Raw genomic sequence first — 22,008 nt, forward strand, 5'->3', positions numbered from 1 at the left:
CCTTCATCCGCGTCGCAAGGCGTGGATGCTCGGGACAAGCCCGAGCATGACGGAGCAAGCGATGAACGACGACATCAAGGCGATCGAAGCTGCGACCTGGACCTATCTCGACGGGCTCTATGAAGGGGATGTCGAGAAGCTCGGCTCGGTCTTCCATCCGACCAGCGCGCTGACGCAGTCGCAGGGTGGCGAACTCAAGGTCGTGCCGCGCGAGCAATGGTTCGAGGCGGTGAGGGGGCGTAAATCGCCGAAGGAGACCGGGCTGGAGCGCGGCGACCACATCCTGGCGATCGATCTGATCGGGCCAACGATGGCGCTGGTCAAGGTCAAGTGCCAGATGCCGCCGCGCTACTTCACCGATCTGCTCTCCTTCCTGAAGGTCGACGGCAAATGGCTCGTGGCCCAGAAGGTGTTCATGACCGAGACGAGAGCGTGAAAGTTACGCTTGCGATGAGAGGCGCGGGGAACCCCTCTCCCGGGTGGGAGAGGGGCAGGGGTGAGGGACCGCCCTTTCAGGATTGGCTAATGGCATCACCGTTGCGCCTCCCGCGGCAATGGCAGGCCCTCATCCGGCGCTCCGTGCCACCTTCTCCCATACGGGAGAAGGGAGGCCGCTCCCGCTTCCGCGATGCTGCGGCATGACCGGCAAGCTCGCCGAGAACGTCGCCTATTTCGCCCGTGCCTTGCGGGGCGCCGGCCTGCGCGTCGGGTCGGGCGCGGTGGTCGAGGCGGTCGAGGCGCTGGCGGACGGGGCGCTCGGCGGCCGCGACGACGTCTACTGGGCGCTGCATGCGATCTTCGTGAAGAAGCACGAGGATTCGGCGGTCTACGACCAGGCCTTCCGGCTGTTCTGGCGCCGGCGCGGGCTGATCGAGAAGCTGATGGCGCAGATGTCGCCGGTGACGCCGCGGGTCGACAGCGGGCCGCAGAAGCCGGAAGCGGGCGCGCTGCGCGTTGCGGAAGCCTTCACCCCGCCGCCGCGCGAGGAGGAGCCGCCGGTCGAACTGACCGAACTTACCGCCCGCCTGACCGTCTCCGAGCGCGAGACGCTGAAATCGCGCGACTTCGCCCAGATGAGCGCGGCCGAGATCGCCAAGGCGCGACAGCTCATCGGAGAGCTGAAGTTGCCGAACGATGCCGTGCCGACGCGGCGTTTCCAGGCGGCGCATGCGGGCGCGCGGATCGATCCGCGCCGGACCTTCCGCCGCTCGCTGCGCGGCGGCGGCGCCTCGATTGATCTCGCCTTCCGTGAGCGGGCCGAGGTGCATCCGCCGCTGGTCGCGCTCGTCGACATCTCAGGTTCGATGGCAGAGTATTCGCGCATCTTCCTGCATTTCCTGCACGCCGTCACCGAGCAGCGCCGGCGCGTGCATTCCTTCGTCTTCGGCACGCGATTGACCAATGTCACGCGCATGCTTCGCGCCCGCGATCCCGACGAGGCGCTGGCGCTGGCCGGCAAGGCGGCGCCGGACTGGGAGGGCGGCACCCGCATCGCCTCGGCACTGCACGCCTTCAACCGGGTCTGGTCGCGGCGGGTGCTGGCGGGCGGGGCGGTGGTGTTGCTCTTCACCGACGGGTTGGAGCGCCATCTCGGCCCCGATCTCTCGTTCGAGATGGACCGCCTGCACCGCTCCTGCCGGCAACTGACCTGGCTCAATCCGCTACTGCGCTATGACGCCTTCGAGGCGCGCGCCAGCGGCATCCGGACGATGCTGCCGCATGTCGACCAGTTCCGGCCGATCCACAACCTCGCGGCAATGGCCGATCTCTGCGCAGCGCTGTCGTCCGACGCACGGCAGGTCACCGATCCGCGCCAGTGGTTGAAGAAAGCGGGTTGAGGCATGATCTGTCTAGCGCGGGCTTCCCTTCTCCCCTTGCGGGAGAAGGTGGCTCGGCGAAGCCGAGACGGATGAGGGGTCTCGCGACGTGTCCGCTCTTTTCACAAGGGCCGACGGACAGGGTGGCGCGACCCCTCACCCCAACCCTCTCCCGCAAGGGGAGAGGGGGCAGGTCGGCGTTCTGCAAGACGATTTTCAGATGAGCGGTAAGCGACAGCCATGATCAGCACCGACACCGACATCCTCGCGACCGCCGAGGCCTGGGCCAAGGCCGGGCGCGGGGTCGCGCTCGCTACCGTGGTCGAGACCTGGGGGTCGGCCCCGCGCCCGGTCGGCTCGCATCTCGTCATTGACGGGGAGGGCAATTTCCTCGGTTCGGTCTCGGGCGGCTGCGTCGAGGGCGCGGTCGTCGCCGAAGCTGGCGACGTCATCGCCGATGGCAAGCCGCGCACGCTGGAATTCGGCGTCGCCGACGAGACCGCCTGGCAGGTCGGCCTTTCCTGCGGCGGCCGGATCAAGGTCTATGTCGAGCCGGTTCGGGCTTAAGGAAACGCAGCTATGGCCTCCTGGGAAACCCTTCTCGCCTTCGCGACGCTGACGCTGCTCGTCGCCTATTTCCCCGGCCCGGCGCTGCTCTACACGGCGGCGCAGACCATCGCCCACGGCAAGCGCGCCGGGCTGATGGCGATGCTGGGCATCCATCTCGGCTGCTATGTCCACGTCTTCGCTGCGGCCTTCGGCCTGTCGGCGGTGTTCAAGCACGTGCCCGAGCTCTATGTCGCCGTGAAGCTCGCCGGCGCGCTCTATCTGGTCTGGCTCGGCATCGGGATGATCCGCTCCAGGCTGGGCGGAGGGGAGATGGTGGTGGCGCCGGCCAAGACGGTCAGGCGTGCCTTGATCGATTCCTTCATCGTCGAGGTTCTGAACCCGAAAGTCGCGCTGTTCTTCATCGCGCTGATGCCGCAGTTCGTCGATCCCGCCGCCTCGCTGCCGGTCTGGGCGCAGTTCCTGATCCTGGGCACGATCGTCAACTTCGCCTTCTCTTCGGCCGATCTCGTCACCGTCTTCGGCGCGAGCCTGGTGATGAGGATGATGAAGGCGAGCCGCGCCGGTTTCGCGCTCGGGCGCTGGCTCGGCGGCTCGTTGATGATCGGGCTCGGCCTCAAGCTCGCGACAGACAAGGGTTGACGCGGTGGACCTTTCGCTTCTGTCCACGCTTAACGCCGAGCGCGCCGCCCGGCGCGCAACCGTGTTGGTGACCGAGCTCGGCTCGGGCGAGCAGCGGCTGGTGAAGGAAGCCGATCTTGCCGGCGACCCGCTGACCGAGGTGCTCGACAGGCAGCTGCGCAGCGGCAAGAGCGGCACTGTCGAGGTCGATGGGAAAGCCTATTTCCTGACCGTGCAGGCGCCGCCGCTGCGCCTCGTCGTCACCGGCGCCGTCCATATCTCGCAGGCGCTGGCGCCGATGGCGAAGCTGCTCGATCTCGACATCGCGGTCATCGATCCGCGCACCGCCTTCGCCACGCAAGAGCGCTTCCCGGAGGTGACCCTGCTGGCGGAATGGCCGGAGGAGGCCCTGCAGCGTGTGCCATTCGACGGCTACACCGCCTTCGTCGCGCTGACGCATGATCCGAAGATCGACGATCCGGCGCTGATCGCGGCGCTGCGCTCGAACTGCTTCTATATCGGCGCGCTCGGCAGCCGGAAGACGCATGGCAAGCGGCTGGAGCGGCTCGCTGCAGCCGGCTTCGGCGAGGCCGAGATGAAACGCATCCATGCGCCGATCGGGCTCGATATCGGCGCGGTCTCCCCGGCCGAGATCGCGCTCGCCATCCTCGGCGAGATCGTGCAGGCGTTGCGCGGCCCGCGCCGCCAGCCCGCTTGAGAGATTGCGTCCGATGAAGTTCGGTCCCGTTCCCATCGCCGAGGCCGCCGGCGCCGTCGCCGCCCACACCGTGCGCGCCGGCGACGTGATCGTGCGCAAGGGCGCGACGATCGGCGAGGAGGACGCGCGGAAGCTCGCCGCAGCGGGCCTGAGCGAGATCGTCGCCGTGCAGTTCGAGGCCGGTGACATTGACGAGAACACGGCGGCCGAGCAGTTGGCGCGGGCGCTGGCAGGCCGGGCGGTGGTGACCGAGGCGCCGTTCACCGGCCGGGTCAATCTGTTCGCCGCGGCGCCCGGCATCCTGCGGATCGATACGGCCGTGATCGACGCGCTGAACGCCGTCGACGAGGCGATCACGGTCGCGACCCTGCCGGCGCTGAAGCCGGTCGTCGCCGGCGAGATGGTCGGCACGGTCAAGATCATCCCCTATGCCGTGCCGGAGAAGCGCATCGCCGAGGCGCTGGAGCGGCTCGGCGCCGACAGGCCGATCGCGATCGCCGAGTACAGGCTGAAATCGGTCGCGGTCGTCTCGACCTTGCTGCCTGGCCTGAAGACCAGCGTCGTCGACAAGACCTTGCGCACCATGGCCGAGCGGCTCGAGCCGGCCGGCGCTACGATCGAACGTGACCGGCGTGTGCCGCATGAGAGCCCGCCGCTGGCAGAGGCGATCCGCGAGGCCGTGGCCGGCCCGGCCGAGCTCGTCGTCGTCTTCGGGGCTTCGGCCATCACCGACCGGCGCGATGTCGTGCCGCAAGCCCTGACCCTGGCCGGCGGCACGGTCGAGCATCTTGGCATGCCTGTCGATCCCGGCAACCTGCTGATGCTGGGTACGCTGGGTGGCAAGCCGGTGATCGGCGCGCCGGGTTGCGCCCGCTCACCCAAGGAGAATGGCTTCGACTGGGTGCTGCAGCGCAGCCTTGCGGGCGTGCCCGTCAGCCGCGCCGACATCCAGAAGATGGGCGTTGGTGGGCTCCTGATGGAGATCGTCTCGCGGCCGCAGCCGCGTGCACCCGGCCGTGGCGAGGCCGCGCCCGTCGCCGGCATCGTGCTGGCCGCCGGGCGCTCGACCCGGATGGGCGCCGGCAACAAGCTGCTGCAGGAGGTCCGCGGCAAGCCGCTGGTGCGGCACGCGGTCGAGGCGCAGCTCGCCTCGCACGCTGCACCGGTGATCGTCGTGACCGGCCATCAGCAGGACGAGGTCCGTGCCGCGCTCGCCGGGCTCGACGTCACCGTCGTGCACAACCCGGTCTTCGCCGAGGGCCTGTCGGGCTCGCTCAAGGCGGGGTTGGCGGCACTGCCAAAGGACGTTCCCGGCGTCGTCGTCTCGCTCGGCGACATGCCGAACGTCACCGCCGGTGTGATCGACCGGCTGGCGCAGGCCTTCGCCGACCGGGCCGACGCGCTCGCGGTCGCGCCGACGCTGCTCGGCCAGCGCGGCAATCCGGTATTGCTGTCGCGGGCAATCTTCCCGGAGGTCGCCAAGCTCAATGGCGACCAGGGCGCGCGGCGATTGCTCGATGCGGCCGGCGATGCGGTCGAGGAGATCGCGCTCGACGATCCCGCCATCGCGCTCGACATCGATACGCCGGAAGCGCTCAGGGCGCTGACAGGGCAGGGGCCGCGCAACTGAGGGCTCAACGCTTCCAGTGGAAGCCCAGGGTTGCGTAGATCTCATTCCTGTCATCTCTGGATTTCTGCGCGCCTGCCGATAGTCGCCAGGTGATGCCGAAGAACTCCAGGCCGGTGAGGTGCATGCCGAGTCGTACTTTGAAGTAGTCACGCTCGCGATAGAGCTCGACTTCCGGGCCGAGATAGAGCTGCTGCGCCATCCTCCAACCTGCTGCTACCCGCGCACCCGAGCGCCCGCTGCCGGCCGCTACGGCATAGGCGTTGACCTGTATCAGTGAGTTCCTGTCGGGCGCAGCCCACATATCCAGTTGGATTCGAGGACCGATACGCTGGCCGATAGCGCGCCAGGCGCGCCATGTCAGATATGCAGTCTCAAGGTCGGGTCCCACCGACACGGTGACGAAGCTGTCATGGATTCGCCACTCATAGCCGAGCAGAGCGCCGACATCGCTTCTGTACAGGCTGCCTTGCGTCGGCCGACGGCGCGCGGGTTCGGTACTTGCGCCCGAGACGAGACTGAGTCTGAAGCCGCTGGCATCGAGGCCGTCGCCACCGATGGCATATTTCATGCCGAAAGCGCCGTGAATCTTGCCAGCGCCTGCATCCAGAGATCCGAACATGACTGCCGACAAAGGCGGCCGCTCGTGCAAGGCGGGGTCGGTTTTCGCTGATGATGACAGCAGCGTGCTCGCGAGGACGATCCCTCGCGCGAACATGCCTGATCGGCTCGCGACCCCCCACGCCACGCCAACGCCCCTCCCGCCCTTGTGATCGGGCGGTGTCGCTACACGTCATGAGTGTGGCAGTTGGCCAAATTCCTGCAAGCATTTGTTAACCATCGCGCCTCACCCTGACGACAGCCGGCTCATTGTTCTCTCGTCAAAGGAGCGCATCGGTCATGGTCTCGCAGGACTTCATCCGCCAGCTGGCAGGCTACGGGCTGACGACCGCCAACATCCTCTATCGGATGCCGGATCATCCCGACTTCCTGCAGACCTATGTCTGGCAGGAGTACGACCTGGCTCCCCGCTTTCCGGAGCTGCACAAATTCCTCGATTTCTGGCGCCGCGAGCTCGACGGGCCGCTGCATTCGATCACGGTGGCGCATGCGAGGCTGATCCGCCCGGCCGAGATCGTGAATGTGAACGGCGTGCTGACGTTGCACTGACGGCCATGCGCCGCGGCGGGGTTGTTGGCCCGGCGCCTGGCATGCTAGGCCGCAGGCCCTGCTCATCGCCTGGCGAGCCTCTTGTCCTCCCTTTTGCGTACCTCCGGACTGCTGCTCGCGCTTGCCCATCTGCCGGGCCCGCGCATTGCTGTCCGCGACATCGTCGCGGCGCTGCGCGATCGGGCCTATGCCTTGCTGGTGGTGCTGCTCGGCCTGCCGAATTGCCTGCCGATGCCACCGCCGATCCCGCTGGTCTGCGGCCTGGTCCTCGCCTTCGTCGCCGCGCAGATGCTGATGGCGCGCGCCACGCCCTGGCTGCCGCAGCGGCTGCTCAACCGCAGCATCGCCCAGGCTGATCTCGCCCGTGCCGTCCAGCGTGCCCTGCCGCTGCTGGTCCGGCTCGAGCGCTTTTCGAAGCCGCGGCTGACCATGCTCGGTGGCCCGTTTGCACTGCCGGTGCTCGGCGCCGTGCTGCTGATCCTGGCGCTCGGACTGATCGTCGCGGCGCCGTTCATCGGCCAGATTCCGCTCGGGCTCGCGGTCTGCTTGGTCGGGCTCGGCCTGGTGGAGCGCGACGGTGTTCTGATCCTCGTCGGCGCCGTGGTCGGCGCGATCGGCCTCGCCTTGTCGGCGGGCTTCGCCTATGCGCTGGTGAGCTGGCTGGCGAGCTTCTTCTGAGCCTCGCCGCTCAGGCGGCGAGCGCCTGCTCGAAGGGCTGGTCGAGCGCCAGCAGCCGGTCGATCTCCTCGGGCGGCACGCCCTTCGAGAACAGGAAGCCCTGCAGTTCGTGGCAGCCGATCGCCTGCAGGAAGCGGTGCTGCTCGGCCGTCTCGACGCCTTCCGCGCAGACGCGCAGGCCGAGCGCCCGGCCGAGGTGGACGACCGAATGGACGAGGATCGCGGATTCGCCCGTGGCCTCCATGTATTCGAGGAAAGACCGGTCGATCTTGATCTTGTCGAAGGCGAAGCGGCGCAGATAGATCAGGCTCGAATAGCCGGTGCCGAAATCGTCCAGCGCCAGGCTGACGCCATGGGCGCGCAGATCCATCATCGCTGCTTCCGCCGCATCGGCATCCTCGACCACGACGCCCTCGGTCAGCTCGAGTTCGAGCCGGTCAGGGTCGAAGCCGGTTTCCTCGAGGATGCGGATCACGCTGGCGACGAAATCCTTGTGGCGGAACTGGATCGGCGAGACGTTGACCGCAAGCTTGATGCCAGGCCATTGCCGGGCCTGCTCGCAGGCGCGGCGCAGCACCCATTCGCTGAGCGGGACGATCAGTCCGCGTTCCTCGGCGATGCCGATGAATTCGGATGGTGGGATCAAGCCATGCTCGGGATGTGGCCAGCGCACCAGCGCCTCGACGCCGATGATGGTTGTGCCGTCGATCGAGACCTGCGGCTGATAGTGCAGCAGCAGCTGGTCGCGCGCGATCGCGTTGCGCAGATCCTCCTCGACCATCCGCTTGAGCTGCAGCGCCCGGTTCATCTGCGGCTCGAAGAAGGAGTAGCGGTTCCGGCCTTCGTTCTTCGCCTGATAAAGCGCGGTGTCGGCGAGGCGCAGCAGCATGCTGCGGTCGGCGCCGTCCTGCGGTGCGTGGGCGATGCCGATCGAGCAGCCGATGGTGACGGCGACGCCGCCGATCTCGAAGGGGCTGGTCAGCGCATCGAGAATACGCTGGCCCAGCGTGGCACTGGCGTTCGGCGCGGCCATATGTGTCTGGATGATGCCGAATTCGTCGCCACCGAGGCGGGCGACGGTGTCGCCGACGCGCAAGATCGTGGTCAAGCGATTGGCGACCTGACGGATCAGTTCGTCGCCGGCATTGTGGCCATAGGTGTCGTTCACCGCCTTGAAGCGGTCGAGGTCGAGCATCAGCACCGCGAGCGCGCTCTTGGTCCGGCCGAGCTGGGCGAGTTCCTGGTCCAGCCGGAGATCGAAGGTCCGGCGATTTGGCAGGCCGGAAAGCTCGTCCTGGCCCGCGAGGCGCTGGATCTGGCTCTCGCGCGATGCGATCTGCTGGGCGGCAATGCGCAGGCGATGCAGGACATAGGCGAACAGCGCGACGAAAAGAATGCTGACCGCACCCAGCGCCCAGGCGAATTGGCCGATCATCGCGTCCCCGGGGCGCTCCGGCGTCCAACTCAGCCAGGCCCGCACAGCACCGTCGGGGGAGGAGATGTCGAGCCGCCGCAATGGATCGGCCGGCCGCTCGGTCACGATCTCCAGCCGGGGGACACGATAGCGCGTGCCGAGCTCATCGAGCTGAGCCTGGACGACCTTGCGATAGCCGACGATGAACGCGGCCGTCTCAGGGCCATCGTCCTGGCGGGCGATCTGGTCGGGCGTGCGCAGATCTGCGGCGATGACCCCGAATGTGTCGGTTCCCTCATGCACCAGCAGGACTTTGACCGGGCCGGTTCCGATGCCGCGCGATCCTGCCGGCTCGGCGCCGCCAGGTAGGTCGGACCTCAGCCTCAGCAAGGCGTCGTAGCCCGCCTGCGTCCCGGTTTTGCGCTGTTCGACACCCGCGAGTACGCGGCCCGAGGCGGTGACCAGATAAGTGCCGTCGAAGTCCAGGAAACGATTGCTCAGCTGGGCGAAAGCCCATTGCAGCGTGGCGTTCGGCAGCATGCTGTTGAGGATCGGCTGCAATACGCCGGCAGCCTGCAGATTCTCGAAGCGCAGGCGGCGCAGATGCACCTGGGTTGTGAGAGCCGCCTCGACGCGGTCGCGTTGCCGGACCGTCTCGATCTGGTTGGCGTTGCTGACCATTGCGAACATCACGCCGAGAACGGCCGCCAGCACGAGAGCGAACGCACAGGCCAGCGTCGCCAGCGTGCGGGTCAGCATGCGCGCCGACGATTCTGTGTTCGTCATCTTAACGAGAGTCGGCAAAGGCCCTGACCTGTGGCGGCGCGCTAACGGCGGACCTTGACAGGGGAATCTTGCTATCCGGTTTCCGGCGATGCCGAGAAATCAGCGAAGTTGCATTTCTTTTCGTCTGCACCGGCCCATTGGTGCTACTCGCCGGCAGGCTCATAGGGCGGACGCGGGATCGCCATATGGGCGGCTCGGAGCGCCGCCGACCAGCGTTCGCGCAGATCGTGGAAATAGGGTTCACCGGCTTCGATCCGGCGGTTGAGCTCGGGCGCAGCCGCGTCGCGCCTGAGCACGATCAGATCGATCGGGAGGCCAACGCCGAGATTGGAGCGCATGGTTGAGTCCATCGAGATCAGGCCGACCTTGAGTGCATCGTAGAGATGGGTCTTGAAGGTGACGGCGCGATCGAGGATCGGCTTGCCGTATTTGTGCTCGCCAATCTGCAGGAAGGGCGCATCCATGCCGCATTCGATGAAGTTGCCGGCCGAATAGATCATGAAGAACCGCATTGGCTGGCCTTGAATCTGCCCGCCGAACAAAAAGGACATGTCGAACTTGACCCCGGCGTCGCGCAGCGCCTCGCCATCGGTCGCGCGCACGAGACGGACCGCGCGGCCGACGAGCTGCGCGGCGCGGAACATCGAAGACACGTTCTGCAAGGTCTCCGGCTCGCCGGTCTCGGGGTGAGGGACGCCCTCATGCAACAGGCTGACGACCGACTGGGTGACGGAGAGATTGCCGGCGGTGGCGAGCGCCATCGTCCGTTCTCCGGGCCAGGAGAAGACGTGCAGCTTGCGGAAGGTCGAGATGTCGTCGAGCCCGGCATTGGTGCGGGTGTCGGCGATCATCACGAGCCCGTCCTGGACGAGGATGCCGGCGCAATAGGTCAAGATCAGTCTCCGCAGCGCGCCGACATGGCACGTGAGGCTGGTATCAGCCGGTCGTGACAGCGGCAATGCGATGCCGCTGTTATTGTCCCTGGAAGCGCGGTTTCGCCGCCTGGGCGCTGACCTCGACCAGGAGGCTCTCGCCCTGGCCGCCAGTGCGGGCGCCGCGAACCGGGGCGGCATCGGCATAGTCAAGCCCGGTGGCGACCCGCACATGCGTGTCGATCGGGCAGAGGCCATTGGCGCTGTCAAAGCCGATCCAGCCGTAATCGGGCAGATAAGCCTCGGCCCAGGCATGGGCGCCGTCGGCGTGGGGCAGCGTATCCGACGCTGCAACATAGCCGGAGACGTAGCGCGCAGGCACCCCCAAAAGGCGGGCGCAAGTCATGAAGACGTGGGCGATGTCCTGCGGGATGCCTTCGCCGGCCTCTGCGCAGGCCGCGGCGCCGATGCCGAGATGGTCGGCCGTCGGCATGCAGCGGATCTCGGCGTGGATCGTCTCCAGCAGCGCGTGCAGCTTGGTGAGGTCGCTGCCATCCCGGCCGGCAGCCTTGTCGGCGAGCGCGCGCAGCGGCTCGTTCGCCTGTGTCAGCCGGGTGTCGCGCATGAAGACGTCGGGCGGCGCCTTCTCGGTCACGCCGCGGACGACACCGGCGAGGTCTATGGTCTCAACCAGTCCGTTGATCTCGATCGTATAGCCCTCGATCGGTCCCTCTGCGGTGAAGTCGTGGATGATGTTGCCGAACGGATCCTGCCCGGCATGCAGCCGCCCGTCGATGCTCGGCGCCACGCGCCACGACATGACGTGCTGGCCGTCATGGTCGCGCGGCGTCAGCCGCAGCACCTGCCGAAGCTGGCGTACCGGCTCGGCGTAGGTGTAGGCGATGCTGTGGGATATCCGGATCCGCATGCGGCGAAGAATCCAAGTTTGGGAGCGGAAGGGAGGTCCTTATTGCAGATATTGTTCGACGATGACGTGTCCGAGGCGGTTGTTCTCGGTGATGAAGTCCTCGATGAACTCGTGCAGCCCGCGCTGGAGCACGGCCTCGATCGGCGTGTTGGCGAGGTTGGTCAAGGTCTTGCGGGCCTGGCGCTGTGCCGGTCCGTGCCGGTTGTAGGCGTCGCCGATCTGGTCGAGGAAGCGCGAGATGTTCTCGTAGCAGCTCGCCAGCGAACGCGGCATGCGCCGGTTGAGGATGAGGAGGTCGGCGATCAGCACCGGCTTGACGGCCTGGCGATAGACCCAGTGATAGGCCGTCAGCGCCGAGACCTCGCGCAGCATCGTGGTCCACTGGAAATAGTCGAGCGAGCCGCCGACCTGTTCGGTCTCCGGCAGCAGGACATGGTATTTCACGTCGAGGATGCGGGCGGTGTTGTCGGCCCGCTCGACATTCACGCCGAGCCGCGAGAACCAGTAGCCGTCGTCGCGCAGCATGGTGCGGTAGGCCGAGCCGTCGAAGGTCAGCGAGACGTTCTTCACCCAGTCGAGGAAACGCGCGAATTCCTCGCGATCCATGCGCTTGCGCTCGAAGCGCTGCAATTCGAGCCAGGCGCCGTTGAGCGCGTCCCACATCTCAGAGGTCAGCGCGGTGCGGACCGCGCGGGCGTTCGAGCGGGCGAGGGCGAAGCAATTGCGGATCGAGGTGGGATTGTCGGGATTGAAGCTGAGGAAATCGCAGACATTGCGCTCGTTCGCCTCGCCATATGCCTTGGCGAAGGTGTCCTCGCAGCCGGCGGTGGCGACGGCGCTCTGCCATTCGGTGCCGGCGCCGCCATAGGCGGAGGGCAGGTTGGTCAGGCGGGTCGTGGCGTCGAGGATGCGGGCGAGGTATTCGGCCCGTTCGACATAGCGCGAAACCCAGTAGAGGCTGTCGGCGGTACGGGAAAGCATGATCAGGTCCGGTCTTCTGGCATGATGCGGTTCGCGCGGGTGCTCGGACTGCGCACGAGGCTGGATCGAAGGCGCTCCCGCGGGGTCATGCATCGAGCACCCAGGTGTCCTTGGTCCCTCCGCCCTGGCTGGAATTGACCACGAGCGAGCCCTCCTTGAGCGCGACGCGGGTGAGCCCGCCCGGCACGCAGGAGATGCCGTTGGCGCCGGAGAGGACGTACGGCCTGAGATCGACATGGCGCGGCGCCACGCCCGAGGCGACGAAGGTCGGGCAGGTCGAGAGCGCCAGCGTCGGCTGGGCGATGAAGCCCTCGGGCTGCGCCTTCAGCTTCTGGCGGAAGGTTTCGATCTGCGCCTTGCTGGCGTGCGGTCCGACCAGCATGCCGTAGCCGCCGGAGCCGTTGACCTCCTTGACCACGAGCTTTTCGAGATTGTCGAGCACATAGGCGTTGGCGTCGCGCTCGCGGCAGCGATAGGTCGGCACGTTCTTCAGGATCGGCTCCTCGCCGGTGAAGAACTTCACGATCTCCGGCATGTAGCTGTAGACCGCCTTGTCGTCGGAGACGCCGGTGCCGACCGCATTGGCCAGCGTGACGTTGCCGGCCTTGTAGGCGCCGATGATGCCGGGCACGCCGAGCACGGAATCGCTGCGGAAGACCAGCGGGTCGATGAAGTCGTCATCGATGCGCCGGTAGATCACGTCGACGCGCTTGGGACCTTGCGTCGTGCGCATGTAGACGACGTCGTCCTTGACCAGCAGGTCCGAGCCCTCGACCAGCTCGACGCCGAGCTTGTCGGCGAGGAACGAGTGCTCGTAGAAGGCCGAATTGTACTGGCCGGGTGTCAGGAGGCAGATCGTCGGGTCGGAGGAGGCGGTGCGCGGCGCGACCGAGCGCAGCGTCGCCAGCAACTGGTCGGGATAGTTGTCGACCGGTGCGACGCGGTGCGTGGCGAAGAGCTCGGGGAAGAGCCGCAGCATCACCTCGCGGTTCTCCATCATGTAGGAGACGCCGGAGGGCGTGCGGGCATTGTCCTCGAGCACGTAGAAGGTGTCGGCGTCGACGCGGACGATGTCTATGCCGGCGATGTGGCAGTAGATGCCATGCGGCACCTGGAAATCGACCATCTGCATCTGGTAGCAGGCGTTGCGATAGACCAAATCGGGCGGGATGATCCCGGCCTTGAGGCATTCCTTCGGCCCGTAGACATCGGCCAGGAACATGTTGAGCGCGGTGACGCGCTGGCGCAGCCCCTTTTCCAGCTTGGTCCATTCCGGCTTGGTCAGCACCCGCGGGATGATGTCGAAGGGGATCAGGCGCTCGGTCGATTCCTCGTCGCCATAGACGGCGAAGGTGATGCCGATGCGGCGGAAGAACAGCTCGGCCTGGCTGCGCCGCAGCGCCAGCATCTCGGGCGGCGCCTCCTTCAGCCAGCGATCCAGTTCGCCATAGGCCGCCCGCAGGCCGCCTTCTCCACCCGTCATCTCATCGAATGCGACCATGCAGGCGTCTTCCCCTATTTCAGGTAGCCTATGCGCATTCGCTCGCCTTCGGAAAGAGGTCTGTTGCCAAGCACTTTGGCGAGGCTTGCTTGTTTCTTGGGCAGGGTCAGCTCGCTGCCGTCGAGACCGGAGCGCGGAGCGTCGCCGTGACCAGCGTCGCCAGCGTCGCCGCGGCTCGCCTTTGGTCGATATGGCCGCGCAGCAGCTCGAGCGAAATCGCCTCGGCTGCGCCGAGGATGGCGGTGCAGCGCAGGCTCAACTCGTCCGGCGGCAGCTGGGTCGCGTGCGGGGTCAAGGCGTCACGCCAGATCCCGACATAGCGGGCGGCGAGTTCGCGCTGCACGATTTCCATGGCCTCGCTGCCCTTCAGCGCCGCCGAGAGCGCGTACCACTCGGTTCCGACCTCCATGGCGCAGCTCATATAGGCCGCGGCGATCGTCGCGGCGATCGCATCGAGCCGGCCCGCGGTCGTCCTCAGCGTGTCGACGAGCAGGGCCGTCTGCTTGTCGTCGATGCGCCGGAAGAGCTCGATCATCAGCGCCTCGCGGGTGCCGAAATGATCATAGGCGACCGGCTTGGTGACACCCGCGCGCTCGGCGACACGCGCCAGCGTCAGGGCCTCGGTCCCCTCCTCGCGCACCATAACCTGGGCGCAATCGAGCAGCTGCTCGCGGCGCTCCTGCTTCGGCAGCTTGCGGGCTGATGCGGCGGCGAAAGTCGGTGGCATGTCGATTCAAGTTTCCCGGCGAAGGCCGCTTGACAAAAGGGAAAACGAATTCCTACTTAAAGTAACTTACTATTAGTAAGAATGCTAATCCTCCAATGGCCAACCTCGTCAAGGAGACCATCAGATGCCCAGCATACAACATCCTGTCCTCGTCATCGGCGGCTCCGGCGGCGTCGGCGCACAGGCTGCAGCAGCGATCCGCCGCCTGCATCCCGGCCTGCCGGTGACGATCGCCGGTAGGGATCTCGCCAAGGCGCGGGCCGTCGCCGACAAGCTCGGCGTCGAGGCGCTCGCCGCCGACCTCTCCAGCCCTGATCTTGGGCTGCCCAGTAAAGCGCGCTTCAGCGCCGTCATCGTCTTCGTTAAGGACGACTGGAGTCATGCGCTGCGCTTTGCCCAGCGCCACGGCATCCCGCATCTCAGCGTCTCCAGCGGCGCCTTCGAGATCGGCATCGAGGCCGCCCGCTTCATCCATGCGCCGCAGGCGGCGCCGATCGTGCTCGCCAGCCAGTGGCTCGCCGGCGCGGCGCTGTTCCCGACACTGGACTACGCCAAGGCCTTTCGTTCGATCGATACGATCCATGTCGGCGTGCTGCTCGACGAGCAGGACATGGGCGGGCAGGCGGCGCTGGCCGATTATGAGCGCATCACGCAGTCGGGTTCGGCGACCTTGACGCTGAAGGATGGGCGCTTCGCCTGGATCGCGGGCGAGGAGGCCAAGGCGTGGTATCACAGCGTCGACGGCGTCGAGCTTCCGGCAACGGCCTACGGGCCGCTCGACGTGCTCAGCCTCGCGACCGCCACCGAGGCGAAGAATATCCGCTTCGACCTTGCCTTCGACGTCTCGGCCAGCCGCCGCCGCGGCGAGCCGTTCTCGACCGAGAGTGTGATCGCGATCAAGGGCGTGCTGCACTCGGGCGAACGCGCTATGCGCCGCTACGAGGTCGTGCATCCGCAGGGGCAGGCGCCGCTGACGGCGCTCGGCGTCGCACTCGCGACCGAACGCGCGCTCGGGCTCGCCGGTGGCGAGGCCCTGGAGCCGGGGCTCTACTTCCCGGATGGGATCATCGACGCGGCCTATTGCGTTGCCCGGATGAAGGAGTTCGGCGCGACTTTCACGGAGATCAAGGCCAATGGCTGATCCCGCTTTCGGTGCCGTGCTGATCCTCGGCGGCTATGGCAGCGTCGGCTCGCGCACGGCCCGCGCCTTGCGCCAGCTCCATCCCGAAATGCCGCTGGTGATCGCTGGCCGCGACCTCGCCAAGGCGCAGGCGCTGGTCGCGGAACTCGGCCATGCCAGCATCGCGCCGCTCGATCTCGAGCGCGACGATCTCGGCCTGCCGGCTGACCTCAAGCCCGCGGTCGTGCTGATGGCGGTGCGCGATCTTTCGCTGCGCACGCAGAGCTGGGCGGCGGCGCAGGGCGCGGCCTATGTCGCACTATCGGATGGCGTTTTCGAGGTCGGTCCGGCAATCGCCGGCTTCATCCGCCGACCCAAGGCCGCGCCGGTTGTGCTGCTCGGCCACAGCATGGGCGCGGTGCCGGCACTTGCTGCGCTGCATGCCGCCCGCGACTTTGAGCGCGTCGATGAGATCGAGGTCGGGCTCGTCTTCGATCCGGCCGATCCACTCGGCCTAGCGTCGCAGAAGGACATGGACCGCATCGGCGCGATCGGCCCGGCGCCTCTCGTCAAATCTGAGGGGCTGTGGTGCTGGATCACGGCGCCGCAAACCGAGCGCAGCTTTACCGGCGTCGATGGGCGCACGCATCAGGGCGCGACCGTCGGTCTGGTCGACGTCTTCAGCCTGTCGGCAAGCGAGGCGAAGAGCGTGCGTGTCGACTTCGCCGAGGGACAGACGGCCAGCACCTTGCGCGGCGAAAAGCCCTCGCACGAGGTGATCATCGAGATCACTGGCAAGCGCCGCGACGGCCGCGAGGGCCGCTTCCGCTGGGAACTGGTCGATCCGGACGGCTATGCCGCGCTCAGCGCCAAGGGCATCACCGTGGTGATCGAGGGTCTGTTCGGGCTCGCCGGCAAGGCGCGCCCGACGGCCGGTCTGCACCTGCCGGAGACGCTGGTCGAGACCAGCCATCTGATGCGGAGGCTGGGCGAGTTTGGCATCGCGATGCGGGAGGTGTGAGCGGGCACGTCATTCTCGGGCGGAGCCCTCGGGTCCGGCCTTTGGCCGGCCCAAGGATAAACTCCGCGCAGCCCCGAGAATCTCCGGCCGGAGAGGGCACGAATGGAGCGTCGCTCGGCCTGAGATGGTCAGATCAGGCCCAGCCCCTTGAAGCTGGCATGGCCGTCGCGGCCGACGATGATGTGGTCGTGGATCGCGATGCGCATCGCTCTCCAGTTCCGCAGCGTCCCTTCGCTGACCTGGCCACGGTAGTGCGCAACAACGTCCTCGAGCGTGAGATACGCAGGGGTCGACACGAGATCTCCTGAGGCCAAGCAATGATGCAGCAGCCTGTTGCACGATTGGATGCGCCTTGGAGAGAGCGCCGAGTAGCGTAACGAACCCGCATGGGATGCCGTCCAGAAGGTACGCAAGAGGGCAGGGCGACGGCACAGTGCAACGCTACACTGTCGGTCTCGCTGCGCGCCGTGGCCGGGTTCACTGCACACGGAGCAACAGCCGATCCTGGCCCATTCTCGACGCTGGTAACGTCCGCTTGCGGCCAGACTGTTCGTGTCGGCGACAAAGGCAACGACCTGGCGCCGACCGGAATCGCCAGGAGCCGATCCGGTGGAGGCGATCGCGTCCCCACCCGAGAAAACGCGTAGTGGCTGGTGGGCCGAGCGGCCCACCAGCAGACCTTGACTCAGCTCTTGATCGCGATCCGCTTGACCCGCGACTGTGCCTTCGCGGTCTTGGGCAGGGTCACGGTCAGGACGCCGTTCTTGAACTGGGCGTCGACCTTGTCGGCCTCGACCTCGTAGCCGAGCGGAATGCGCCGCTCGAAGCGGCCGTAGTATCGTTCCGAGAACGGCCTTTGCCTGTCCTCCGTCTCCGAGCGCTTCTCGCCGCGCAGCGTCAGCACGTCGTCGTCGAGCAGGACTTCGATGTCCTTCTGGTCGAGGCCCGGCACTTCGGCAGTCACGCGAAGCTCCTCATCGGTCTCGGAGATTTCGACACTCGGCCAACCGCCATTGAAGCTCGACAATGCTCCAAGGCTCGGCAGACGGCTATCGAAGCCGCGGAAAACATCATCGAACAGCCGGTTCACCTCGCGATGCAACGAAACGAACGGGTTGCGGTCGTCGTCGCGATAGAGGGAGGGGGTCTGGCTGCCGCTGCGGCTCCAGGGAATCAGGTCACGAACACTCATGTCCTTCTCCTTTCTGCGGATTTGATCTTCGATGTCTCGGTGCCGGGCCAACGGCTTGGCACCGAGACATCGACGTGGTGCGTCAGGCGGCCTGCTTTTCGGCGGCCTGACGGGTTTGCTCCCTTGGCAGTGCCGGCGCAGTTGCGATCGCGATCCGGCGCGGCTTCATCTCCTCCGGAAGCTCGCGCTTGAGCTCGATCGTCAGCATGCCGTTTTCCAGGTTCGCGCCGGCGACCTTGACGTGATCGGCGAGGCCGAAACGACGCTCAAAAGCCTGTGCGGCGATGCCGCGATGCAGGTACTGCCGATTGTCTTCGTCCGATTTCCGGCCGGCCACGACGAGCAAGTTCGGCTCGTGCGTGAGGGTCAGCTCGTCTTGCGAGAAGCCGGCGACCGCCATGCTGATGCGGTAGGCGCCGTCGCCGACCTTGGAGATGTCGTAGGGCGGCCAGCCGTCGACGGCGTCGACCCAGCCTCGGCTGGCGAGCAGATCGAAGATGCGGTCGAAGCCGATGCTCGACCGGAACAAGGCGGAGAGATCGAAAGCGGTTCTCATAGCCACATCCTCACTTGAGCAACATGGATACAAGAGGGCGCCACGGGCCCGGCTGAGCCAGCCCGGCGCCTCCTGGACATTGCCGAACCCATTCGGCGTCCGGCGATTAATCATTTAGAACAGAGGCTTGCAGGTTCAAGAGCCCATCGGGGTCGATCGCCGAACTCTTCTCGACTATGCGGGTTTCTCCTGAGGCTGACTGATAGCCGATCATGCGAGCGAGGGAGATGGCCATGGCGATGTCCTCTGCTGACGTAACAGCAACCCTCGGACCGGTCGATGAGACCCTTGTGGCCGAGATCATAGCGACCGGTGCGACCCGAGACGATCTTGCCCAGGCCTGGTATTGGCTGAACTGCGATGACGCTCTGATCAAAGCGGGAAGGCCGCTTCCGTCAGGAAAGGTGGCGGAGTTGGCAGATCTGCTTTCGCCCGAAAGAGACGAGCCGGACGCTTGAGCACGCCGCTCGTGGCTTTGGTTCATGGTCATCTCAGGCGGAACTCTCGCGGGTTGCGCCCGTTACGTCTTGCAGCAATTGGCACCGATATCCGCCCATACCGAAGCGGTCTACGGGCTGGAGCGCCAGTCCGGCAGCGGTGTCGACATGGACATGAAGGAGCTCACCCGGCGCGTTGTGAGCGAGCTTGCCGATCATCGCGACGACCGGGAGTTGTAGCGGACCGCGATCCCAATTCCGAACCGCCGTCCAGCTTACATCCAGCGCTCAGTAGCCGCCCTTGCGCTCGGCGACGTCTCTTCACGGCCATGCCGCTGGTGTGCGGGCGCTCGCAGCCTGTTGCGGGCGATCGCTGACCGTGTCGAAGCTGTAAAGGCTGGCGGGGTTCTCGACCAGGATGGCGTGGCGGCGAGCTTCGTCGGGCACCCAGGACGCCAGCAGCGCGATCAGAGCGGCTTCGTCAGGCGGGTTGGCAAACCAAGGATGGGGCCAGTTGCTCGCCCAGACCATGCGCTCGGGCGCGGCATTCGCCAAGGCGCGGGCCAGCGTGCTGACGTCGGCATAATCGGGCGGACCCGACCGCGAGACCTCATAGGGCGCCGACAGCTTTACCCAGACATCGCCGCGCTCCAGCAGGCGCAGCAGAGCGACGAAGCCGGGATGCGAGACCGGCACCGGCTCCAGGAACTTGCCGATATGGTCGATCACGATCGGGCAGGCCAGCTCTGCCAGCAACTCCGCATGCTCGGCCAGCGCGCGGCCGTCGCACTGGACCTGGACATGCCAGCCCAAATCGGCAGCCAGCCGGGATAGGCGCGGCAGCGCGTCCCAGCCGAGCAGGCCGCCGGGCAGCAGATGGAAGCGGATACCGCAGACGCCCTGCTCGTCGAGTTCGGCCAGAGCCTCGCGCGGCGCATCGGGCGCCACCACCGCGACGCCACGCGCCACGTCTCGTCCGAGCACGGCGAGCGCCTCCAGCATGCAGCTGTTGTCGCTGCCATAGCCGTTGGCCTGGACGAGAACGACGCGTTCGAGCCCGGTCGCGCGCTGCACGGAGCGGTAGGCCGCGAGCGTCGCATCGGGCGTGTCCTGTGGCGGTCGGCCGGGCAAGGGGTGGGCGGGATCGAAGATGTGGACATGGCAGTCGCAGGCGCCGCGCGGAACGAGGCTGTCGATCATGAAGCCATCCTCAGCAGGCGCTCGAACCTGGCGCCATGGCCCGCATTGACGGTGCCGGGCGGGATGCGACCCTCCACCAGGGCGGCGACCTGCTCGACCGTGTCGAAAGCCTGGTGCTGTATCGCCTGCGGCGTCAGCCCGCCGATATGCGGCGTCGCGATCACGTCGGATCGGCTCGCCAGCAACGGTGATGGCATCTGGTCGGGCGCGCGGCCGACATCGAGCGCCGCGCCTCGCAGATGGCCGCTATCGAGCGCGGCAACCAGGCTGGCCTCGTCGACGAGTTCGCCGCGCGCCAGATTGATGAAGAAGCTGCCCTTGCGCATGGCAGCAAAAGCCGGCGCGTTCATCAGGTTTTCTGTCTCGAGCGTCGCCGGTGCGAGGCAGATCACGAAATCCGACCGGCCGAGCAACTCGGTCATGCCGACCTGCTCGACGCCCGGCTGCGTGATCGGAGCGGGATCGCTCGCCAGGACCGTCATGCCGAGTGCGCCCGCAACCGTGCCGACGCGCCGGCCGATCGCGCCGAAGCCGATGATGCCGACGGTCGCCGCCGATAATTGCACGCCCATCGCGATCGCGGGCGCCTCGCCGACCCGGTAGGATGCGATGGCGCGGCTGACCCCACGCGACAGATCGACCATGAAGCCGATGGCGAGTTCGGCGACGGCGTCGACGAAGCCCGCTGTCGCTCGGGTGACGAGCACGCCGGCCCGGCTTGCCGCCGACACATCGACGGAGCGGATGTCCATCGCGCAGCGCAGGAAGGCAACGAGATCCGGCAAGGCCTCGAACAGCTCCGCCTCGCCGGCGGTCTGGCGGTCGGAGATGATGATGTCGCACCCCTTGGCCTGCGCAATCAGCGCGGCGGTATCGAGCGATTCTTCGCTTTGGTACAGCCGGACCTCCGCCAGCGCGCGTAGCCGGGCCAGCGCCGTCTTGCCGTAATAGTTCGTCCGCATTTGCGGCGTGTGGGTGAGGAAAACGCGCATGATCATGTCTGCTTCGGCATGCGCGATCGCGCGGCGCCATGGTCTTGAGGAGCGGCATTGGTCGAGCCGCGAATGAGAAGCTCCGGGGCGAAGCGGAATTCGCCGAGCGGCGTGCCGGGCGCGTCGAGCCGCGTCACGATCCGATCGACCATGGTCTGGGCCATCGCCGTCAGCGGTGTGCGGATCGTGGTCAGGGCCGGCGCGATATAGGCGCCGAGCGAGAGGGCGTCGAAGCCAATGACGGACATGTCCTGCGGTGCACTGAGCCCGGCCTCGCGCAAGCCCGCGATCAGGCCGATCGCCATCATGTCGTTGATGGTCACGGCTGCGGTCGGCCGGGCCGGATGCGCGATGACCGCGCCCGTCAGCGCCTGGCCGAGCTCGGCCATCTCGGCGTCGGAATAGGTCGAGGCCGTCGCGCCCTCGACGACGACCGCCTCGACTCCGTGTTTTCTGGCAGCCTCCAAAAAGCCCCGCCGCTTCTCGGCACGGCTAAAAGTCCAGCCCGAAGCGGTGACGAAGGCGATGGTGCGGTGCCCAAGCCCGATCAAATGCTCCATGGCAAGGCCCGCGGCGACGGCATTGTCGACCGAGATGTAGTCGAGGATCGGCAGCACGTCGCGCCGGGCCAGGCTGTCATAGCTGACCACGACCATGCCGCGCGCGATCGGCTCCTCGAAATGGCGCTCATCGGCCAGCGAGGAGACCACGATCGCCCCCCGCGCCCCATGCGACCAGAGATCGTCGAGGAAGGCGCGCTCCTGCGCGGGGTCGCGATAGGTGTTGGCGACGATGACGCGGTAGCCATAGCTGTCGCGGGCTGCAGTCTCGATCTCGCGCGCCAGCATGCCGTAGCTGGGATTGGCCAGCGAGGGCACGAGCAGGCCGAAGAGTTCGGCCTGGCCCGTCTTGAGCTGGCGCGCCGCACGGTTGGGCTGGAAGCCGAGCTCCGCCATCGCGTGCTCGACACGCGACAGGGTGTCCTTCTTCATCCGGTCGGCGCGCCCGTTCAGCACGTTCGACACGGTCGTGATCGAAACTCCGGCCAGCTTGGCAACGTCGATAATGGTCGACACGATCTCT

25 protein-coding genes are annotated in these 22,008 nt (G+C 66.9%); 12 read left to right on the top strand and 13 right to left on the bottom strand.

Annotated features, from left to right (window positions below; translation table 11 throughout):
• The first annotated feature begins 61 nt into the window (after positions 1-61).
• The 6 genes from ACSQ24_RS08495 (at position 62) to ACSQ24_RS08520 (ending at position 5,353) form a co-directional block, all read left to right on the top strand.
• Complete coding sequence (locus ACSQ24_RS08495) at positions 62-436, top strand: nuclear transport factor 2 family protein (RefSeq protein WP_436094264.1); 375 nt, start codon at positions 62-64, stop codon at positions 434-436.
• A 202-nt stretch (positions 437-638) separates the two neighbouring features.
• On the top strand, positions 639-1,838 hold the full coding sequence (locus tag ACSQ24_RS08500; protein WP_436094265.1) for a vWA domain-containing protein: 1,200 nt from the start codon (positions 639-641) through the stop codon (positions 1,836-1,838).
• Positions 1,839-2,057: 219 nt separating this feature from the next.
• On the top strand, positions 2,058-2,384 hold the full coding sequence (locus tag ACSQ24_RS08505) for an XdhC family protein (RefSeq protein ID WP_057188819.1): 327 nt from the start codon (positions 2,058-2,060) through the stop codon (positions 2,382-2,384).
• Positions 2,385-2,396: 12 nt separating this feature from the next.
• Positions 2,397-3,026, top strand: a complete 630-nt coding sequence (locus ACSQ24_RS08510) for a LysE family translocator (RefSeq protein ID WP_436094266.1) — start codon at positions 2,397-2,399, stop codon at positions 3,024-3,026.
• Between the two features lie 4 nt (positions 3,027-3,030).
• Positions 3,031-3,723 carry an XdhC family protein gene (locus ACSQ24_RS08515; protein ID WP_436094267.1) on the top strand — a complete coding sequence of 231 codons (693 nt, stop codon included), beginning with the start codon at positions 3,031-3,033 and terminating at the stop codon, positions 3,721-3,723.
• Between the two features lie 13 nt (positions 3,724-3,736).
• Complete coding sequence (locus tag ACSQ24_RS08520; protein WP_436094268.1) at positions 3,737-5,353, top strand: NTP transferase domain-containing protein; 1,617 nt, start codon at positions 3,737-3,739, stop codon at positions 5,351-5,353.
• Positions 5,354-5,357: 4 nt separating this feature from the next.
• Here the strand turns inward: ACSQ24_RS08520 and bcsS are convergent, their stop codons facing one another.
• On the bottom strand, positions 5,358-6,068 hold the full coding sequence (bcsS, locus tag ACSQ24_RS08525) for a cellulose biosynthesis protein BcsS (protein ID WP_436094269.1): 711 nt from the start codon (positions 6,066-6,068) through the stop codon (positions 5,358-5,360).
• Between the two features lie 182 nt (positions 6,069-6,250).
• Between bcsS and ACSQ24_RS08530 the strand changes: the two genes are divergently transcribed.
• A complete protein-coding gene (locus tag ACSQ24_RS08530) occupies positions 6,251-6,520 on the top strand; it encodes an usg protein (protein ID WP_436094270.1) in 270 nt (89 codons plus the stop codon).
• A gap of 81 nt (positions 6,521-6,601) precedes the next feature.
• Positions 6,602-7,198 carry an exopolysaccharide biosynthesis protein gene (locus ACSQ24_RS08535; protein ID WP_436094271.1) on the top strand — a complete coding sequence of 199 codons (597 nt, stop codon included), beginning with the start codon at positions 6,602-6,604 and terminating at the stop codon, positions 7,196-7,198.
• Between the two features lie 10 nt (positions 7,199-7,208).
• On the opposite strand, the gene ACSQ24_RS08540 is transcribed toward ACSQ24_RS08535, so the two are convergent.
• The 6 genes from ACSQ24_RS08540 to ACSQ24_RS08565 form a co-directional block, all read right to left on the bottom strand.
• A complete protein-coding gene (locus ACSQ24_RS08540; RefSeq protein WP_436094272.1) occupies positions 7,209-9,398 on the bottom strand; it encodes a putative bifunctional diguanylate cyclase/phosphodiesterase in 2,190 nt (729 codons plus the stop codon).
• Between the two features lie 143 nt (positions 9,399-9,541).
• Positions 9,542-10,291: a peptidase gene (locus ACSQ24_RS08545; RefSeq protein ID WP_436094273.1), complete on the bottom strand. Its 750-nt coding sequence runs from the start codon at positions 10,289-10,291 to the stop codon at positions 9,542-9,544.
• A 79-nt stretch (positions 10,292-10,370) separates the two neighbouring features.
• Positions 10,371-11,198 (bottom strand): transglutaminase family protein, encoded by an 828-nt coding sequence (locus ACSQ24_RS08550; protein ID WP_436094274.1) that lies wholly within the window; start codon positions 11,196-11,198, stop codon positions 10,371-10,373.
• Positions 11,199-11,237: 39 nt separating this feature from the next.
• A complete protein-coding gene (locus ACSQ24_RS08555) occupies positions 11,238-12,179 on the bottom strand; it encodes an alpha-E domain-containing protein (RefSeq protein ID WP_436094275.1) in 942 nt (313 codons plus the stop codon).
• A gap of 85 nt (positions 12,180-12,264) precedes the next feature.
• Positions 12,265-13,680, bottom strand: coding sequence for a circularly permuted type 2 ATP-grasp protein (locus ACSQ24_RS08560; protein WP_436094276.1), 1,416 nt, complete (start codon positions 13,678-13,680; stop codon positions 12,265-12,267).
• Positions 13,681-13,786: 106 nt separating this feature from the next.
• Positions 13,787-14,407, bottom strand: coding sequence for a TetR/AcrR family transcriptional regulator (locus tag ACSQ24_RS08565; RefSeq protein ID WP_436094277.1), 621 nt, complete (start codon positions 14,405-14,407; stop codon positions 13,787-13,789).
• A gap of 124 nt (positions 14,408-14,531) precedes the next feature.
• Between ACSQ24_RS08565 and ACSQ24_RS08570 the strand changes: the two genes are divergently transcribed.
• Positions 14,532-15,548: an NAD(P)-dependent oxidoreductase gene (locus ACSQ24_RS08570; protein ID WP_436094278.1), complete on the top strand. Its 1,017-nt coding sequence runs from the start codon at positions 14,532-14,534 to the stop codon at positions 15,546-15,548.
• Positions 15,541-16,548 (top strand): saccharopine dehydrogenase NADP-binding domain-containing protein, encoded by a 1,008-nt coding sequence (locus ACSQ24_RS08575; protein ID WP_436094279.1) that lies wholly within the window; start codon positions 15,541-15,543, stop codon positions 16,546-16,548. Before ACSQ24_RS08570 ends, ACSQ24_RS08575 begins: the two co-directional genes overlap by 8 nt.
• A gap of 128 nt (positions 16,549-16,676) precedes the next feature.
• Here the strand turns inward: ACSQ24_RS08575 and ACSQ24_RS08580 are convergent, their stop codons facing one another.
• The 3 genes from ACSQ24_RS08580 to ACSQ24_RS08590 form a co-directional block, all read right to left on the bottom strand.
• The gene (locus ACSQ24_RS08580; protein ID WP_436094280.1) at positions 16,677-16,844 is read right to left on the bottom strand and encodes a hypothetical protein; all 168 of its coding nucleotides are present in this window, start codon (positions 16,842-16,844) and stop codon (positions 16,677-16,679) included.
• A 389-nt stretch (positions 16,845-17,233) separates the two neighbouring features.
• Entirely contained in the window at positions 17,234-17,740 is a 507-nt protein-coding gene (locus ACSQ24_RS08585; protein WP_436094281.1) for an Hsp20/alpha crystallin family protein, read from the bottom strand.
• 82 nt (positions 17,741-17,822) lie between these two features.
• A complete protein-coding gene (locus ACSQ24_RS08590; protein WP_436094282.1) occupies positions 17,823-18,296 on the bottom strand; it encodes an Hsp20 family protein in 474 nt (157 codons plus the stop codon).
• Between the two features lie 233 nt (positions 18,297-18,529).
• On the opposite strand from ACSQ24_RS08590, the gene ACSQ24_RS08595 reads away from it, so the two are divergent.
• Both ACSQ24_RS08595 and ACSQ24_RS08600 read left to right on the top strand, forming a co-directional pair.
• The gene (locus tag ACSQ24_RS08595; RefSeq protein WP_436094283.1) at positions 18,530-18,754 is read left to right on the top strand and encodes a hypothetical protein; all 225 of its coding nucleotides are present in this window, start codon (positions 18,530-18,532) and stop codon (positions 18,752-18,754) included.
• A gap of 78 nt (positions 18,755-18,832) precedes the next feature.
• A complete protein-coding gene (locus ACSQ24_RS08600; RefSeq protein ID WP_436094284.1) occupies positions 18,833-18,973 on the top strand; it encodes a hypothetical protein in 141 nt (46 codons plus the stop codon).
• A gap of 81 nt (positions 18,974-19,054) precedes the next feature.
• On the opposite strand, the gene ACSQ24_RS08605 is transcribed toward ACSQ24_RS08600, so the two are convergent.
• The 3 genes from ACSQ24_RS08605 to ACSQ24_RS08615 are packed head-to-tail and all read right to left on the bottom strand — an operon-like array spanning position 19,055 to position 22,001.
• Positions 19,055-19,933 carry an amidohydrolase family protein gene (locus ACSQ24_RS08605; RefSeq protein WP_436094285.1) on the bottom strand — a complete coding sequence of 293 codons (879 nt, stop codon included), beginning with the start codon at positions 19,931-19,933 and terminating at the stop codon, positions 19,055-19,057.
• Complete coding sequence (locus ACSQ24_RS08610) at positions 19,930-20,931, bottom strand: NAD(P)-dependent oxidoreductase (protein WP_436094286.1); 1,002 nt, start codon at positions 20,929-20,931, stop codon at positions 19,930-19,932. Before ACSQ24_RS08610 ends, ACSQ24_RS08605 begins: the two co-directional genes overlap by 4 nt.
• A complete protein-coding gene (locus ACSQ24_RS08615; protein ID WP_436094287.1) occupies positions 20,928-22,001 on the bottom strand; it encodes a LacI family DNA-binding transcriptional regulator in 1,074 nt (357 codons plus the stop codon). The genes ACSQ24_RS08610 and ACSQ24_RS08615 overlap by 4 nt, the downstream gene beginning before the upstream one ends.
• Between the last annotated feature and the right edge of the window lie 7 nt (positions 22,002-22,008).

Source organism: Allobosea sp. LjRoot237 (genome assembly GCF_964253285.1).
GTDB lineage: Bacteria > Pseudomonadota > Alphaproteobacteria > Rhizobiales > Beijerinckiaceae > Allobosea.

Bases quoted from the DNA above. Each gene is read 5' to 3' on its own strand.
- ACSQ24_RS08495 (WP_436094264.1), top strand. From the start codon at position 62: ATGAACGACGACATCAAGGCGATCGAAGCTGCGACCTGGACCTATCTC.
- ACSQ24_RS08500 (WP_436094265.1), top strand. From the start codon at position 639: ATGACCGGCAAGCTCGCCGAGAACGTCGCCTATTTCGCCCGTGCCTTG.
- ACSQ24_RS08505 (WP_057188819.1), top strand. From the start codon at position 2,058: ATGATCAGCACCGACACCGACATCCTCGCGACCGCCGAGGCCTGGGCC.
- ACSQ24_RS08510 (WP_436094266.1), top strand. From the start codon at position 2,397: ATGGCCTCCTGGGAAACCCTTCTCGCCTTCGCGACGCTGACGCTGCTC.
- ACSQ24_RS08520 (WP_436094268.1), top strand. From the start codon at position 3,737: ATGAAGTTCGGTCCCGTTCCCATCGCCGAGGCCGCCGGCGCCGTCGCC.
- bcsS (WP_436094269.1), bottom strand. From the start codon at position 6,068: ATGTTCGCGCGAGGGATCGTCCTCGCGAGCACGCTGCTGTCATCATCA.
- ACSQ24_RS08530 (WP_436094270.1), top strand. From the start codon at position 6,251: ATGGTCTCGCAGGACTTCATCCGCCAGCTGGCAGGCTACGGGCTGACG.
- ACSQ24_RS08540 (WP_436094272.1), bottom strand. From the start codon at position 9,398: ATGACGAACACAGAATCGTCGGCGCGCATGCTGACCCGCACGCTGGCG.
- ACSQ24_RS08550 (WP_436094274.1), bottom strand. From the start codon at position 11,198: ATGCGGATCCGGATATCCCACAGCATCGCCTACACCTACGCCGAGCCG.
- ACSQ24_RS08555 (WP_436094275.1), bottom strand. From the start codon at position 12,179: ATGCTTTCCCGTACCGCCGACAGCCTCTACTGGGTTTCGCGCTATGTC.
- ACSQ24_RS08560 (WP_436094276.1), bottom strand. From the start codon at position 13,680: ATGGTCGCATTCGATGAGATGACGGGTGGAGAAGGCGGCCTGCGGGCG.
- ACSQ24_RS08565 (WP_436094277.1), bottom strand. From the start codon at position 14,407: ATGCCACCGACTTTCGCCGCCGCATCAGCCCGCAAGCTGCCGAAGCAG.
- ACSQ24_RS08570 (WP_436094278.1), top strand. From the start codon at position 14,532: ATGCCCAGCATACAACATCCTGTCCTCGTCATCGGCGGCTCCGGCGGC.
- ACSQ24_RS08575 (WP_436094279.1), top strand. From the start codon at position 15,541: ATGGCTGATCCCGCTTTCGGTGCCGTGCTGATCCTCGGCGGCTATGGC.
- ACSQ24_RS08585 (WP_436094281.1), bottom strand. From the start codon at position 17,740: ATGAGTGTTCGTGACCTGATTCCCTGGAGCCGCAGCGGCAGCCAGACC.
- ACSQ24_RS08590 (WP_436094282.1), bottom strand. From the start codon at position 18,296: ATGAGAACCGCTTTCGATCTCTCCGCCTTGTTCCGGTCGAGCATCGGC.
- ACSQ24_RS08595 (WP_436094283.1), top strand. From the start codon at position 18,530: ATGGCGATGTCCTCTGCTGACGTAACAGCAACCCTCGGACCGGTCGAT.
- ACSQ24_RS08605 (WP_436094285.1), bottom strand. From the start codon at position 19,933: ATGATCGACAGCCTCGTTCCGCGCGGCGCCTGCGACTGCCATGTCCAC.
- ACSQ24_RS08610 (WP_436094286.1), bottom strand. From the start codon at position 20,931: ATGATCATGCGCGTTTTCCTCACCCACACGCCGCAAATGCGGACGAAC.